The 13,847-nt window shown below is 72.9% G+C and carries 14 protein-coding genes and 3 tRNA genes; 14 read left to right on the top strand and 3 right to left on the bottom strand.

Going from position 1 to position 13,847, the window contains the following annotated elements; all coding sequences use genetic code 11:
- Positions 1-28: 28 nt before the first annotated feature.
- The 7 genes from ABZ807_RS09275 (at position 29) to ABZ807_RS09245 (ending at position 5,214) form a co-directional block, all read left to right on the top strand.
- The gene (locus ABZ807_RS09275; protein WP_357154648.1) at positions 29-1,078 is read left to right on the top strand and encodes a MoxR family ATPase; all 1,050 of its coding nucleotides are present in this window, start codon (positions 29-31) and stop codon (positions 1,076-1,078) included.
- On the top strand, positions 1,075-2,079 hold the full coding sequence (locus ABZ807_RS09270; RefSeq protein ID WP_357154646.1) for a DUF58 domain-containing protein: 1,005 nt from the start codon (positions 1,075-1,077) through the stop codon (positions 2,077-2,079). The genes ABZ807_RS09275 and ABZ807_RS09270 overlap by 4 nt, the downstream gene beginning before the upstream one ends.
- Entirely contained in the window at positions 2,076-3,035 is a 960-nt protein-coding gene (locus ABZ807_RS09265; RefSeq protein ID WP_357154644.1) for a VWA domain-containing protein, read from the top strand. The genes ABZ807_RS09270 and ABZ807_RS09265 overlap by 4 nt, the downstream gene beginning before the upstream one ends.
- Before the next feature lie 31 nt (positions 3,036-3,066).
- Positions 3,067-3,930, top strand: a complete 864-nt coding sequence (locus ABZ807_RS09260) for a trypsin-like peptidase domain-containing protein (RefSeq protein WP_357154642.1) — start codon at positions 3,067-3,069, stop codon at positions 3,928-3,930.
- A 105-nt stretch (positions 3,931-4,035) separates the two neighbouring features.
- Positions 4,036-4,344 (top strand): hypothetical protein, encoded by a 309-nt coding sequence (locus ABZ807_RS09255; protein WP_357154640.1) that lies wholly within the window; start codon positions 4,036-4,038, stop codon positions 4,342-4,344.
- A 9-nt stretch (positions 4,345-4,353) separates the two neighbouring features.
- Positions 4,354-4,779 (top strand): alternative ribosome rescue aminoacyl-tRNA hydrolase ArfB, encoded by a 426-nt coding sequence (gene arfB, locus ABZ807_RS09250; RefSeq protein ID WP_357154638.1) that lies wholly within the window; start codon positions 4,354-4,356, stop codon positions 4,777-4,779.
- Between the two features lie 48 nt (positions 4,780-4,827).
- Positions 4,828-5,214 carry a DUF4180 domain-containing protein gene (locus tag ABZ807_RS09245; protein WP_357154636.1) on the top strand — a complete coding sequence of 129 codons (387 nt, stop codon included), beginning with the start codon at positions 4,828-4,830 and terminating at the stop codon, positions 5,212-5,214.
- A 37-nt stretch (positions 5,215-5,251) separates the two neighbouring features.
- Here the strand turns inward: ABZ807_RS09245 and ABZ807_RS09240 are convergent, their stop codons facing one another.
- A complete protein-coding gene (locus ABZ807_RS09240; RefSeq protein ID WP_357154635.1) occupies positions 5,252-6,205 on the bottom strand; it encodes a 3-methyladenine DNA glycosylase in 954 nt (317 codons plus the stop codon).
- Positions 6,206-6,239: 34 nt separating this feature from the next.
- Positions 6,240-7,703, bottom strand: a complete 1,464-nt coding sequence (locus ABZ807_RS09235) for a hypothetical protein (RefSeq protein WP_357154634.1) — start codon at positions 7,701-7,703, stop codon at positions 6,240-6,242.
- A gap of 185 nt (positions 7,704-7,888) precedes the next feature.
- Here ABZ807_RS09235 and ABZ807_RS09230 point away from each other — a divergent pair, with 185 nt between their 5' ends.
- The 4 genes from ABZ807_RS09230 (at position 7,889) to ABZ807_RS09215 (ending at position 9,334) form a co-directional block, all read left to right on the top strand.
- On the top strand, positions 7,889-8,692 hold the full coding sequence (locus tag ABZ807_RS09230) for a fumarylacetoacetate hydrolase family protein (protein WP_357154632.1): 804 nt from the start codon (positions 7,889-7,891) through the stop codon (positions 8,690-8,692).
- A gap of 106 nt (positions 8,693-8,798) precedes the next feature.
- A tRNA-Gln gene (locus ABZ807_RS09225) sits at positions 8,799-8,870 on the top strand.
- 137 nt (positions 8,871-9,007) lie between these two features.
- A tRNA-Glu gene (locus tag ABZ807_RS09220) sits at positions 9,008-9,080 on the top strand.
- A gap of 181 nt (positions 9,081-9,261) precedes the next feature.
- Positions 9,262-9,334 (top strand) — tRNA-Glu (locus ABZ807_RS09215).
- 779 nt (positions 9,335-10,113) lie between these two features.
- On the opposite strand, the gene ABZ807_RS09210 is transcribed toward ABZ807_RS09215, so the two are convergent.
- On the bottom strand, positions 10,114-10,800 hold the full coding sequence (locus ABZ807_RS09210) for an IclR family transcriptional regulator (protein WP_357154630.1): 687 nt from the start codon (positions 10,798-10,800) through the stop codon (positions 10,114-10,116).
- Between the two features lie 49 nt (positions 10,801-10,849).
- On the opposite strand from ABZ807_RS09210, the gene leuC reads away from it, so the two are divergent.
- The 3 genes from leuC (at position 10,850) to ABZ807_RS09195 (ending at position 13,730) form a co-directional block, all read left to right on the top strand.
- A complete protein-coding gene (gene leuC / locus ABZ807_RS09205; protein ID WP_357154628.1) occupies positions 10,850-12,292 on the top strand; it encodes a 3-isopropylmalate dehydratase large subunit in 1,443 nt (480 codons plus the stop codon).
- A gap of 15 nt (positions 12,293-12,307) precedes the next feature.
- Positions 12,308-12,895 (top strand): 3-isopropylmalate dehydratase small subunit, encoded by a 588-nt coding sequence (leuD, locus tag ABZ807_RS09200; protein ID WP_357154626.1) that lies wholly within the window; start codon positions 12,308-12,310, stop codon positions 12,893-12,895.
- A gap of 172 nt (positions 12,896-13,067) precedes the next feature.
- A complete protein-coding gene (locus tag ABZ807_RS09195) occupies positions 13,068-13,730 on the top strand; it encodes an HU family DNA-binding protein (RefSeq protein WP_357154624.1) in 663 nt (220 codons plus the stop codon).
- Positions 13,731-13,847 lie beyond the last annotated feature (117 nt).

Here is a 13,847-nt window from a genome sequence, read left to right as displayed (position 1 = left end):
CCGCCCGGTGTCACGGGAAGCAAGCACCGTGACGGACATCTCGGACACCCTGGCCAGCCTGCCCAGCCCGGCCGATCCCGACGAGGCGGCCACCGAGCTGGAGCAGACCCTCTTCGAGGTCAGACGCGTGATCGTCGGGCAGGATCGACTCGTCGAGCGCCTGCTCACCGCACTGATCGCCGACGGGCACTGCCTGCTGGAGGGCGTACCCGGCGTGGCCAAGACCCTCGCCGCGCAGACCCTCGCCACCGTCGTCGGCGGCACCTTCTCCCGGATCCAGTTCACCCCCGACCTGGTCCCCTCCGACATCGTCGGCACCCGCATCTACCGGGCGTCCAAGGAGAGCTTCGACATCGAGCTTGGCCCGATCATGGCCAACCTGGTGCTGGCCGACGAGATCAACCGGGCTCCCGCCAAGGTCCAGTCCGCGCTGCTGGAGGCGATGGCCGAGCGGCAGGTCTCCATCGGCGGCCGGAGCTGGCCGGTGCCGGAGCCGTTCCTGGTGCTCGCCACCCAGAACCCGATCGAGTCCGAGGGGGTCTACCAACTCCCCGAGGCGCAACGCGACCGGTTCCTCATGAAGGTCGTCGTCGACTACCCGAGCGACGCCGACGAGCTGGCCATCCTCTACCGGATGAGCACCGACCGGCCCCGCGCCCGCCAGGTGCTCGACCCGGGCCGGCTGCGCGGGCTGCAGCAGCGCGCCGCGCACGTCTTCGTACACCACGCGCTCGCCGAGTACGTCGTCCGCCTCATCCTCGCCACCCGAGACCCGGGCCGTTTCGGGCTGCCCGAGCTCGCCCCGATGCTGGCGTACGGGGCGAGCCCCCGGGCCACCCTCGGCCTGGTCGCCGCCGCCCGGGCCCAGGCGCTGCTGCGCGGCCGGGACTACGTGCTCCCGGAGGACGTCCGCGAACTCGCGGTGGACGTGCTGGCCCACCGGCTGGTGCTCTCCTTCGACGCGGTGGCCGACGGGGTCTCGCCCGAGGCGGTGGTGCACCGGCTGGTGCAGGCGGTGCCCCCGCCCCTGCTGGCCACCGGGCAGCCCGAGCACGCCCCCGATCTGGCCGCCGCATGAGGCGGCCCACCGCGCCGGCAGCCGTCGGACCGGGCCTGGCCGACCTTGCCCCCGACCAGCTGCTGCGCCGGCTGGAACTGACCGTCACCCGACGGTTGGACGGGCTGCTCCAGGGCCAGCACCGGGGCCTGCTGCCCGGGCCGGGCAGCGAGATCGCCGGCAGCCGGGAGTACCGCCCCGGCGAGGACGAGGTGCGCCGGATGGACTGGGCGGTGACCGCCCGCACCACCGTGCCGCACGTCCGGGAGGTCGACGCCGACCGGGAACTCACCACCTGGCTGCTGGTGGACGCCAGCCCCAGCATGGAGTTCGGCACCGCCGAGCTGGACAAGCGCGAGCTCTCGGTGGCCGCCGTCGCGGCGGTCGGCTTCCTCACCGCCGGCAGCGGCAACCGGCTCGGCGCGCAGGTGCTCACCCCGACCGGGCTGCGCCGCTTCCCGGCCCGCAGCGGCCGTACCCACCTGTTGAGCCTGCTCCGGGCGCTGCTGGCCGCCCCGCGTGCCGGCGGCCACGACGAGCGGACGGCCCCACCCGAACCGCCCGACCTGGCGGTGGCGCTCGCGGCCGTGCAGCGGGTCGCCACCCGACGCGGGCTGGTCGTGCTGGTCTCGGACTTCCTCGACGGCCTGCCCGAGCACCACGACGAGCCGACCCCCTGGGAGCCGGCGCTGCGCCGCCTCGCCGCCCGGCACCAGGTGCTCGCGGTCGAGATCACCGACCCGCGCGAGCTGGAGCTGCCGGACGTCGGCCTGATCACCCTGGTGTGCCCGGAGACCGGCCGGCGGCGGGAGGTCTGGACCGGCGACGAGGTGCTGCGCCGGCGCTACGCCAGCGCCGCCGCCGCCCAGCGCGAGCAGGTACGCCGGGCACTGCGCCGCTGCGGCGCCACCCACCTGGCGCTGCGCACCGACCGGGACTGGACCGCCGACGTGGTGCGACACGTGCACGCCCAGCGGCGCCTGGCGGCCGCGCCCGCCGCCGCCCGGGGAGGTGTCGCGTGACCTGGCAGTCACCCATCCGCCTGCTGCTGCTGCTCGGCGTGCTCGCGCTGGCGGTCGGCTACCTGCTCGCCCAGCGCCGGCGCAGCCGGTACGCCGTGCGCTTCACCAACCTGCGACTGCTCGACCGGGTCGCGCCGACCCGGCCCGGCTGGCGGCGGCACCTGCCGGCGGGTCTCTTCCTGGCCATGCTGGCGCTGCTCGTGGTGGGCTTCGCCCGGCCGACGGCCGAGGTGCGGGTGCCCCGCGAACGCGCCACCGTCATGGTCGCCGTCGACGTCTCCACCTCGATGCTCGCCACCGACGTGGAACCGGATCGGCTCGCCGCGGCCAAGCACGCGGCCCGCCGTTTCGTCGACGGCCTGCCCGACGAGTTCAACGTCGGTCTGGTCGCGTTCGCCGGCAGCGCGGCCGTGCTGGTGCCGCCCGGCACCGACCGGGAGGCGCTGCACGAGGGGATCGACCGGCTCGCCGAGGGCATCACCGGGGTGCAGGGCACGGCGATCGGCGAGGCGATCAGTGCCTCCCTCGGGGCGATCAGGAGCCTGGACTCCACGGCGGCGAAGCAGCCGCCACCGGCCCGGGTCATCCTGCTCTCCGACGGGGCGAACACCTCCGGCATGGACCCGATGGAGGCCGCCGCAGCGGCCGTGGCGGCCAAGGTGCCGGTGCACACCATCTCCTTCGGCACCCCCGGCGGGTTCGTCGACCGTGGCGGCCGGCCAATCCAGGTGCCGGTCGACGGGCAGACGCTCAAGGCGGTGGCCGAGGACACCGGGGGCGGCTTCCACGAGGCCGGCAGCAGCGAGGAGCTGCGCGAGGTCTACGAGGACATCGGCTCCTCGGTCGGCTACCGCACCGAACGCCAGGACATCTCCGCCCGGTTCATCGGCCTCGGGCTGGTGTTCGCGATGGGCGCCGCGGCCGGGTCGATGCGGTGGTTCTCCCGTCTGCCCTGAGCCCGGCACAGCGACAGTGAGGAGCGCACGCATGGCAGTGCAGACCGGACTGGGCGAGCCCCGGGGACCGTGGTTCGTCTCGCCCGAGCTGGGGCCGGACGGGCGGCCCCGGTGGGACGTACCGGGGGCGGGAGAGGGCCCGTCGCGGCGGCGCTGGCGCGGCCGGCTGCTGACCGCAGCGGCGGTGGTGGCGCTCTCCACCGTCTCCGGCGCGGCGGCCGGCGGCTGGGTGGCCGGCCGGGACGGCGGCGTGGGGGCGACGGCGGCGTCCGCCGCACCGGTGCCGGCGGAACTGGTGACCGCCGCCCAGAAGACCGTGCCGGGCGTGGTGTCGGTCATGGTCGGCGGCGGCTCCGCCGCGTCCGCGTCCGGTTCCGGGTTCGCCATCGACAACCAGCAGCACATCATCACCAACGACCACATCCTGGCCAAGGGCGGTGGCGGCGAGGTGACGGTGGAGCTGTCGGACGGGCGGCGGTACACCGCCGAGGTGGTCGGCCGGGAGCCGGGCAGCGACCTGGCGGTGCTGCGGGTGCCGGCGGCGGCCGGGCTGGCGCCGCTGCCGCTGGCCAAGCCGCGCTCCACCAAGGTCGGTGAGCCGGTGCTGGCGGTCGGTTCGCCGCTCGGCCTGGCCGGGACGGTCACCGCCGGCATCGTCAGCGCGCTCGACCGCCAGGTACGCCTCGGCACCAACCGGCGCAGCGCGGTGCAGACCGACGCCTCGATCAACCCGGGCAACTCCGGCGGTCCGCTGGTCAACGCCCGGGGCGAGGTGGTCGGGGTGAACACCGCGATCGCCACCATCGACGGCAACGGCTCGATCGGCATCGGCTTCGCCATCCCGATCGAGCAGGTGCAGCAGACCGCCGACACCATCATCGGCAAAGGCGGCTGAGTCGGGCGCGCCAGGACCGGACGGTCGTAACGGTAGAACTGTCGGATACCTGGCGTGGACCATCGGACCATAGAAATATTACGCTGAGTATGGATACTGGCGTGGGTGGAGCTTCCTCTCATAGCGGTCCTGCTGGCGGTGGGACTCTTCGTCGGATGGGGCGTGGGCGTGCAGTACGCCCGGGCCAAGCGCGGCTGGACCGACTACAAGGCCGCCCAGAGAGCCGTCCCAGGCGCCCGGAAGACCGCCTGGCTGCTGGTCCGGGCGGTCACCACCAAAGTCGGCGTCATCGCGCTGCTGCTCGTCGGGGCGGTTGCGTACGCCGCCGTCGGCCCCGACCACGACCGGGCGGAACCGGCGCCCAGCCCGTCGCCGAGTTCGTCCGCCCCTGAAGGTGGCCCGAAGGGGCGGTAGCCTCGGGGCGTGGACGACGGACTGCGGGTGACCGACCGGTGGATCGTGCCCGCCGCCGAACTGCGGGAACGGTTCTCCCGGTCATCCGGGCCGGGCGGGCAGGGAGTGAACACCGCCGACTCCCGGGTGGAGCTGAGCTTCGACCTCGCCACCTCGCCGAGCCTGCCGCCGGCGCTGCGGGCGCGGGCGCTGGAACGGCTGGCCGGGCGCCTGGTCGACGGCGTGCTGACCATCGCCGCGAGCGAACACCGCGCCCAGCTCGCCAACCGGGAGGCGGCCCGGGAGCGGCTGACCGTGCTGCTGCGGGAGGCCGTCGCACCCCCGCCCCCGCCCCGGCGGCCGACCCGCCCGTCACGCGGCGCGAAGGAACGCCGGCTGGCGGAGAAGAAGCGCCAGTCGCAGCGCAAGCGGGACCGCCGGGTGGACGGCGACTGAGCGGGAAATTCGCTGTGTCCCCGCCCGACGGATGCCTAGGCTGCCAGCATGTCCGACACCCTCGTCACGCTGCACGGCCGTACCCTGCTCGCCTGCGCTGCCGACGGCCCCCGGCTGTGCGGGGGCGCCGACGCGCTGGACGTGATCGGCGAGGCGCTCGGCCACCGGGCGGAGCTGGTGACGCTGCCGGTCCGGCGGCTCGCCGACGAGTTCTTCACGCTGCGTACCGGGGTGGCGGGTGAGCTGGTGCAGAAGTTCGTCAACTACCGGCTGCCGGTGGTCGTGGTCGGCGACATCTCCGCGCACGTCGCGGCCAGCACCGCCCTGCGGGACTTCGTCATCGAATCCAACCGCGGCCGACAGCTCTGGTTCGTCGACACCATGGCCGAGCTGGAGGAGCGGCTGCGCCAACGGGGCGAACGGGCCACCGCCTGACTGAATGGCGGGAGGGCGTTGAGCCGGGCCCCCGGGGTCATGCCCCCACCCTCGCCGGTGGCTCCGCCCTCTCAACCAACGCCGCGCAGACATCGATCAGCCGGGCGCGCAGATGGCCAGCTCGCTGCGAGAACTCGCGTTGACGAGCCGCGTACTCTGCCTTGCCCTCTGGCGTCTCGACGGCTACCGCCGGTTGCCCATACGAGGAGAAGTCGTACGGGGATGCCTGCATGTCGAGTAGCCGGATGTCCCTTGCCAACTCGAAGCAGTCGAGCGACAGGTCGCCAGGAACCGCCGGGCCCAGCTTGGTTGCCCACTTGTGGCAGTCCATGGAGGCGTGCAAACAGCCTGGCTGGTCAAGCTCTACCTGGCTCTCTCGGGTGGGTTGGAGCCGGTTGAGGCTGACTGCGTCCGGGGTGAAGAACCGGAAGGCATCGAAGTGTGTGCAGCGGATCTGGTGAGACTCGACTACCGCGTCAGTGCCCTCTTGCCCAAGTCGCAGGGGGAGTGGATGCCGGTGCTCACGTTGGCGGTACACCATCGCCCACTCGTGCAGGCCGAAGCAGCCGGTGAAGGCTGGCCGGGACGCGATCGCGGACAACAGTCGATGGATGAAGCGCACTGACTCAGCCCGCTCGGCGAGGAACGCTGCCACGTCGAAGCTCACGACCCCGTCCGCGTCTGTGGCATACCAACGCCACTGCTGGTGTGGGGCAGAGCCGTTCGGTCCGGGCTCCAAGGAGACGCCGACGCCGGGGTGCCACCGTCGCAGCACGGAGGGTCTGGTGCCGTAGTAGTCGTACAAGAAGTCATCGATCGCGTGGCGTTCCCTCGTGGCCTTGCGGGCACGGTGGCCTGCGGTGAGGGAGTCGGCGCGCTTTTCGTGAGCTGTCAAGAGGGGAAGCCAGGTTGTTGCGGGAAGGGTGATCGCGGCCCGGCGGGCCTGCGAGTCGGCCGCGTCGAGGGCGGCGGGTGCGAGGGCGGCGGTCACGGTCCCCAGGGTACGACCGCCGCCCGGCCGGTGGTCAGGGCACGTCCACCCGGACCCCGGCGGAGAAGACCCCGCTGCGCAACTCCAACTGCTTCGGTTTCGGTGCCCCGTTGACCGTGAAGACCAGCGGCAGCACCTCCCGGTTGCCGGCCGCGACCGGTTGGGCGAAGACGTCCCGGCCCAGGTTCGCCAGCCGGGTGGCCGGCTCGTCGGTGCTGACCCAGTTGCCCCCGGGCAGGTAGGCGCGCTGGAGTTGGCCGTGCCAGGTCTGCTGCTCGGGTGTGAGGTTGCGCACCCCGACGGTGGCCTGGCACTGGCGGCCCGTCAGGCCGGCGGTCTCGCAGGTCACCCGGTAGACGGTGAACTCGAACGCGTTCTCGCGTAACGGGACTCCGACGCTGCCGGTGGCGCTCTGGCCCATCCAGGCGCCGCTGGTCGGCTGCTTGGTGGTGTCGATGGCGGCGACCCGCTGGGTGGCGGTCCACGCCGCCGCGAAGACCACGCCCGCCAGGATCGCCGCGGCCACGCCGACGATCAGCAGGACCGGTGGGCTCCGGCGTCGCCCGGACGAGCCGGGCGCGGCCGGGCGCGGGTAGACCGTGCCGCCGCCGGGTGCGGCGGCTCCGCCCGCGTACGTCGGATTGCCGGCGACGGTCGGGGCGGTGCCGGTCGGCTCGACGCCGCTGCGCCGCCGCCGGGCCCGCTGCCACCGCCAGATGCCGCCGGCGGCGAGGACCAGCAGCGCGGCCAGCGCCGCCGCCAGGATCGGCGGCCGGCGCCAGGCCGGGGCCGCCTCCTCCACCTTGGCCGCCGGGACGGGCGCGGCCTGCCAGGTCGCGGTGGCGCAGTCGTACGGCCGGTTGCCGTCGCTGGTGTACGCGCAGGCCGGCGCGGTCACCGACGTGCCCGGCGCGGTCGCCGCCAGGGCGGTGTCCAGCGTCGTGGTGCTGCGGGCCGGCAGCCGAAGCCGCCAGGTCACCTCGCCGGTGCCGTTGGCCGCGGACCGGGTGGCCCGCCCGCCCGCGCTGACCGCGGTCGTCGATGCGCCGGCTGGCAGCTCCTGCCGCACAGTGGTGTCGAGCGGGGTGCTGGTGTCGTTGCGGACCCGGATCCGGTAGCCCGGCACCGGCGTCCCGGCCGGCGCCACCGTCACGGTGACCGGTGGGGCCGGTCGGGGCGCACCGGGATTCGCGGTGGTGGCCATCCCCGGTGCCGGCACCGCCGGTGTCACCGGGATCACGGCTCCGGTCGCCGCCACCCCGGGTGCCACCGGCGGCGCGTGCCCCGCCGCCGCAACCGGTGCGCCGGTACCGCCCGGTGTGCCCGGGCCCCTCGGCGTGGGTGCGGCGGCCGGGCTCGCCGGTGCGCTGACCGCAGCGGGTGCGGCCTCGGCCCTGGTCGCGGGTGTCGCCGTGGGCAGGGCCGGCACGGCGGCGAGGACGCCCAGGCCGTGCACGAACACGGCGAGGGCCCTGTGGTGTCGTCTCGATGCAGGCATACGAACGAACCTCCGGAGCCGACGGTAGGGGCGGGGACCCTCCGCCCGGGTACGAAGCGTCGAAGACCGCCCCGACCGCCGGCCGGTCACGTATGCTGCGCCGACGCCGACGCCGACGCCGACGCCGACGCCGACGCCCGGCGTCGGCGGGATGCCGCCGCGCGGGCGGGGGTTAGATTGGCCTGGTGCGTATCGCTCGTTTTGCTCATGCCAAGGGAATGTCGTTCGGGGTCGTCGAGGGCGAGCCGGGGGTGGGTCCGCAGGGCCTGACCATCGCCGAGATCGAGGGCCACCCGTTCGGCCAGGTCACCTTCTCCGGCGCCCGTTGGGCTCTCTCCGACGTCCGGCTGCTCTCGCCGATCCTGCCGAGCAAGGTGGTCTGCGTCGGCCGTAACTACGCCGAGCACGCCGCCGAGCACGGCAGCGAGGTGCCGAAGGAGCCGCTGCTCTTCCTGAAGCCGTCCACGTCGGTGATCGGGCCGCGGGACGCGATCCGGCTGCCCATCTTCTCCAAGCAGGTCGAGCACGAGGCGGAGCTGGCCGTGGTGATCGGCGCCCCAGGTGCCCGTCGAGCCGACCGGGCCGCCGCGGAGAAGGCCATCTTCGGCTACACCTGCGCCAACGACGTGACGGCGCGGGACCTCCAGCGCTCGGACGGGCAGTGGACCAGGGCCAAGGGCTTCGACTCGTTCTGCCCCATCGGCCCCTGGATCACCACCGGACTGGACGTCTCCGACCTGGAGATCCGCTGCGAGGTGGGTCGCAACCCGGAGGAGATGGAGGTACGCCAGCTGGGCCGGACGAAGGACATGGTCTTCGACGTACCGGCCCTGGTGTCCTACATCTCGCACGTGATGACGCTGCTTCCCGGCGACGTGGTGCTGACCGGCACGCCGGCGGGGGTTAGCCCGCTCACGGAGGGGGATACGGTCAGCGTGCGGATCGAGGGGATCGGCGAGCTCACCAATCCGGTGGTGCCCGTCGCCTGATGCGTCCGACGCCCCGTTTTCGCAGGCCACAGGCGTTTCGGGGGGTTGGATTTGGCCCGCTGGTGCGGGGAGGGTAAAGTTCATTCCCGGCACCGCAAGGGGCCAATGGGGTATGGGGTAATTGGCAGCCCAACTGATTCTGGTTCAGTTAGTCTAGGTTCGAGTCCTGGTACCCCAGCGCAACCGCGGATTCGCGAGAATCCCGGACGCTGGATTCTGGCGGAGTTCCGCTCCGCCCCTCGCGGGGGGCGGCAGATGATCTCTGATGGAGTGCAGCTTCCCCGCCCGCCAGGGTGGGGAAGCAAATGAAGTTCTGGCCCCGTCGTCTAGTGGCCCAGGACGCCGCCCTCTCAAGGCGGTAGCGCCGGTTCGAATCCGGTCGGGGCTACAGTGCTGACAGCCCGTCCCACTCCGGTGGGGCGGGCTGTTTCGTGTGCCCGGTGCCTCCGCAAGGCCGTCTCCGCCGCTGCGGACCTCGAGCCCCGGACCCCCTCGTCGCTCACCGTGGGCGGTGCCGCTAGACTACAGCGGCACCGCCCACCCATGGCGGTGAAGCAGGAAAAGTGCCTGGCCCCGTCGTCTAGTGGCCCAGGACGCCGCCCTCTCAAGGCGGTAGCGCCGGTTCGAATCCGGTCGGGGCTACAACACAGAACGGCCCGTCTCGCGCGAGCGAGGCGGGCCGTCCGCTTTCTCCGCAGTCCCGACTCGGGCTCCTGCTCCCCGTGCTGCTGCCCGGCCCGAAGAGCGGTGATGCCCCAGGCGTGGCCCCGGAGAGCGTGATTCGTGAGGCGCGGCCCCGGGAGAGGGTGTGATTCCGAGGCGTCGGCCCGGCGAGCGGTGGTTCCTGGCCAGGCGTCGGCCGGCGAGCGAAGGGGCTCCGTGAGCCTCGGCCCGCCGAGCGGGAGTCCTGAGGTGTGTCGCAGACGCTTTGGAGCTGATGTCGTAAACGACTCATGGGTGCGGTCCGGCGGCCGGCGGCGGGCGGGCCTTCGCCCGTGATCCGTTCACGACATCAGCTCCAAAGTGGGCCGCCACCGGTCCCAGCAGTCGACCAGGCCCGTTGAGCTCGCCCGCCCCGGCCTGCCCCATCTCGGTGATCAAGAGGTTTGCGTCACGTCCGAGGATGGATCCGTACGCAGATCTCCTGGTCGATTTCGGCAGCCGGGTGGGCCAGGCCAGACGCCGGGTGGGTCGGGTGCCGGGTGGGGTGAGGCTGTTCAGGGCCGGGCAGAGCAGGCAGGGCAGGGCAGGGCAGGCAGGGCAGGACGGGCGGGCGGGCGGGGCGGGTGAAGGCAGGGCGGGCGAGCGCGAGGGCCTGGTGGGCGGGCAGGGGTGGGGCTGGCGAGGGGAGAGGCCGGGGGAGGGGGAGGGGCCGGGGGAGGGAGAGAGGCCGGGGGAGGGAGAGAGGCCGGGGGAGGGGGTCAGAGGCCGGAGAGGCGTTGGCCGGCTCGGACGACGGCCATGGCGTGGCGTTCGCCGGGGCGGCGGCCCAGGCGTTCGATGGGGCCGGAGATGCTGATCGCGGCGATCACCCGGCCGGTGCGGTCGCGAATCGGGGCGGAGACGCTCGCCACGCCCGCCTCCCGTTCGGCGACGCTCTGCGCCCAGCCGCGGCGGCGTACCTCGGCGAGGGTGCGGCCGGTGAACTTGGCGCGCGGCAGCAGCGGCATGACCGCCTCCGGGGGCTCCCAGGCGAGCAGGATCTGCGCGGCCGAACCGGCCGTCATCGGCAGTACCGAGCCGACCGGCACGGTGTCCCGCAGACCGCTGGCCCGCTCGGCGGCGGCCACGCAGACCCGCTCGTCGGCGCGGCGCAGGTAGAGCTGGGCGCTTTCTCCGGTGGCATCCCGCAGCGCGGCCAGCAACGGCTGGGCGGCCGTCAGCAGCACGTCCGGCGCGGCGTTGGCCAGCTCGCCGAGCCGGGGCCCCGGACGCCAGCGCCCCTGGGTGTCCCGGACCAGCATCCGGTGGATCTCCAGAGCCTGCGCCAGCCGGTGCGCGGTGGCCCGGGGCAGCTTGGTGCGTTCAACGAGTTCGGCCAGGCTGGCGCCGTCGACACAGGCGGCCAGGATGACCACCGCCTTGTCGAGGACGCCGACACCGCTCATACTGTGTCCCACAAGCCGAAACTTACCTCCCAGAATTTAGGATGTCCAGATGGTGGGAGTCACTCAACCGAGGACCCTGGCCGAGAAGGTCTGGGACGCGCACGTCGTACGGACCGCCGTGGGCGAGCCGGACCTGCTCTATATCGACCTGCACCTGTTGCACGAGGTGACCAGCCCGCAGGCGTTCGACGGGCTGCGCCTGGCCGGCCGCCGGGTCCGCCGTCCCGACCTCACGCTCGCGACCGAGGACCACAACACCCCGACCGGGTACGACGACCCCAGCTTCCGGTCACGCCGCGGTGACCTGCTCACCATCGCGGACCCCACCTCGCGTACGCAGATCGAGACGTTGCGCCGCAACTGCGCCGAGTTCGGCCTGCGGCTGCACCCGCTCGGCGACGAGAACCAGGGCATCGTGCACGTCATCGGCCCGCAGCTGGGGGTCACCCAGCCCGGCATGACCATTGTCTGCGGCGACTCGCACACCGCCACCCACGGCGCCTTCGGCGCGCTCGCCTTCGGCATCGGCACCAGTGAGGTCGAACACGTGCTGGCCACCCAGACGCTGCCGCAGGCCCGCCCGCGCACCATGGCGGTCAACGTCACCGGCCAGCTCGGCCCCGGCGTCACCGCCAAGGACCTGGTCCTCGCGCTGATCGCCCAGGTGGGCACCGGCGGCGGGCGCGGCCACATCGTCGAGTACCGGGGCGAGTCGATCCGCGCGTTGTCCATGGAGGGGCGGATGACCGTCGCCAACATGTCCATCGAGTGGGGCGCCAAGGCCGGTCTGATCGCGCCGGACGAGACGACCTTCGCGTACCTCAAGGGGCGGGCGCACGCGCCGCAGGGCGCGGAGTGGGACGCGGCGGTCGAGTACTGGAAGACGCTCCCCACCGACGAGGGCGCGACCTTCGACGCCGAGGTGACCCTCGACGCCAGCCGGATCACCCCGTTCGTCACCTGGGGCACCAACCCGGGCCAGGGCGCGCCGCTCGGCTCGGCCGTGCCGGACCCGGAGGACTTCGGCACCGACGCGGAGCGGACCGCCGCCCGCCGGGCGCTGGAGTACATGGCCCTGACAGCGGGCACACCGCTGCGCGACCTCGCGGTCGACGTGGTCTTCGTCGGCTCCTGCACCAACGGGCGGCTGGAGGACCTGCGCGCCGCCGCCGACGTGCTGCGCGGGCACCAGGTCGCCGACGGCGTACGCATGCTCGTGGTACCCGGCTCCGCGGCCGTGCGCGAGGCGGCCGAGGCGGAGGGGCTGGACAAGGTCTTCGTCGACGCGGGCGCCGAGTGGCGTTTCGCCGGCTGCTCGATGTGCCTGGGCATGAACCCGGACACCCTCTCCCCGGGTCAGCGCTCGGCCTCGACCTCCAACCGCAACTTCGAGGGCCGTCAGGGCCGGGGAGGGCGCACCCACCTGGTGTCCCCGCCGGTCGCCGCCGCCACCGCCGTGGTCGGCCGGCTCGCCGCCCCCGCCGACCTGTAGAAGGGCAGCCGAGAGATGGACAAGTTCACCACCCACACCGGCACCGCCGTGCCGCTGCGCCGCTCCAACGTGGACACCGACCAGATCATCCCGGCCGTGTACCTCAAGCGGGTGACCCGAACCGGTTTCGCGGACGGACTCTTCAGCGCGTGGCGGGAAGATCCGGCATTCGTGTTCAACGATCCGGTCCATTCCGGGGCGTCGATTCTCGTGGCCGGTCCTGAGTTCGGCACCGGATCATCGCGGGAGCACGCCGTCTGGGCGCTGCGCGACTGGGGCTTCCGCGCGGTGATCTCGCCGCGATTCGGTGACATCTTCCGGGGCAACGCGCTCAAGGAAGGGCTCCTTCCGGTGGAGCTGGAATTGAAAGCCGTCGAGGAGATCTGGGACCGGGTCGAGTCCGACCCGACCACCGAGGTCACCGTCGACCTGGTCGCCCGCGAGGTCCGGGTCGGTCCGGCCAGTTGGTCGTTTCCGCTGGACGACCACAGCCGCTGGCGGCTGATGGAAGGCTTGGATGACATTGGACTCACCCTTCGACACGCCGTGGAGATCAGCGCGTACGAGGCGTCCCGACCGTCGTTCAAGCCCGCCGTGGCATAGCCGTACGCCCGAACGCTCATCGGTTTTCGCCCCCACCGGTCCGCCCGGCGGGGGCGAATCCGTTACGACACAAGGGCTTTTTTCCACCGAATGTTTGTGTCCAGGCAGCACAGGGCATACCGTGCGCGCAGAATGGCTCGCGTCGAGTCAGTTGCACAATCGGGAGGAAGTCGTGAACAAGGCCGAGCTCATCGAGGCGCTCGCCGCTCGCCTGGGGGACCGGAAGACGGCGATGGCGGCGCTCGACGCGGTCATCGCCGAGGTCCAGACGGCGGTCACCAAGGGCGAGAAGGTGGCGATCACCGGATTCGGAGCGTTCGAAAAGCGTGTCCGGGGTGCCCGAACAGCGCGCAACCCGCGTACCGGGGAGGCGGTGAAGGTCAAGAAGACAGCCGTCCCGACCTTCCGCCCCGGCACCGGATTCAAGGAGATGGTGGCCAGCGGCAAGGTGCCCAAGGCCGCCGCGCCGGCGAAGAAGACCACCACGGCCGCCGCCAAGACCACCGGCGCGAAGGCGACGGGGGCCAAGGCAGCCGGTGCCAAGGCAGCCACCGCGAAGAAGACGACCGCCGCGGCCGCCAAGAAGACCACCGCGGCAAAGGCCACCGCGGCCAAGGCTGCCACCACCAAGAAGGCCGCCCCGGCGAAGAAGACCGCCGCGGCCACCAAGACCGCCGCGGCCACGAAGACCACGACGGCGGCGAAGAAGACCACGGCCGCCAAGAAGGCCCCGGCGAAGAAGGCTCCGGCCAAGACCACGGCCGCCAAGAGCACGGCGGCCAAGAAGGCCCCGGCGAAGAAGGCTCCGGCCAAGAAGGCCGCCGCCCGGCGCTGACCTGCGCACGTACGCCCGCGAGGGGCGCCCACCGCACGGTGGGCGCCCCTCGCGCCGTCCCCGGGCCGGTGGGTGCCCCCCCGTTGACCGGAAGCCCGCCACGTGCGCAGAAGTCGC

This window comes from Micromonospora sp. NPDC047548, assembly GCF_040642975.1.
In the GTDB taxonomy this organism is placed as follows: domain Bacteria; phylum Actinomycetota; class Actinomycetes; order Mycobacteriales; family Micromonosporaceae; genus Micromonospora.
Note: the sequence above shows the minus strand (reverse complement) of the source record. Positions and strands in the feature narration are given on the sequence as shown.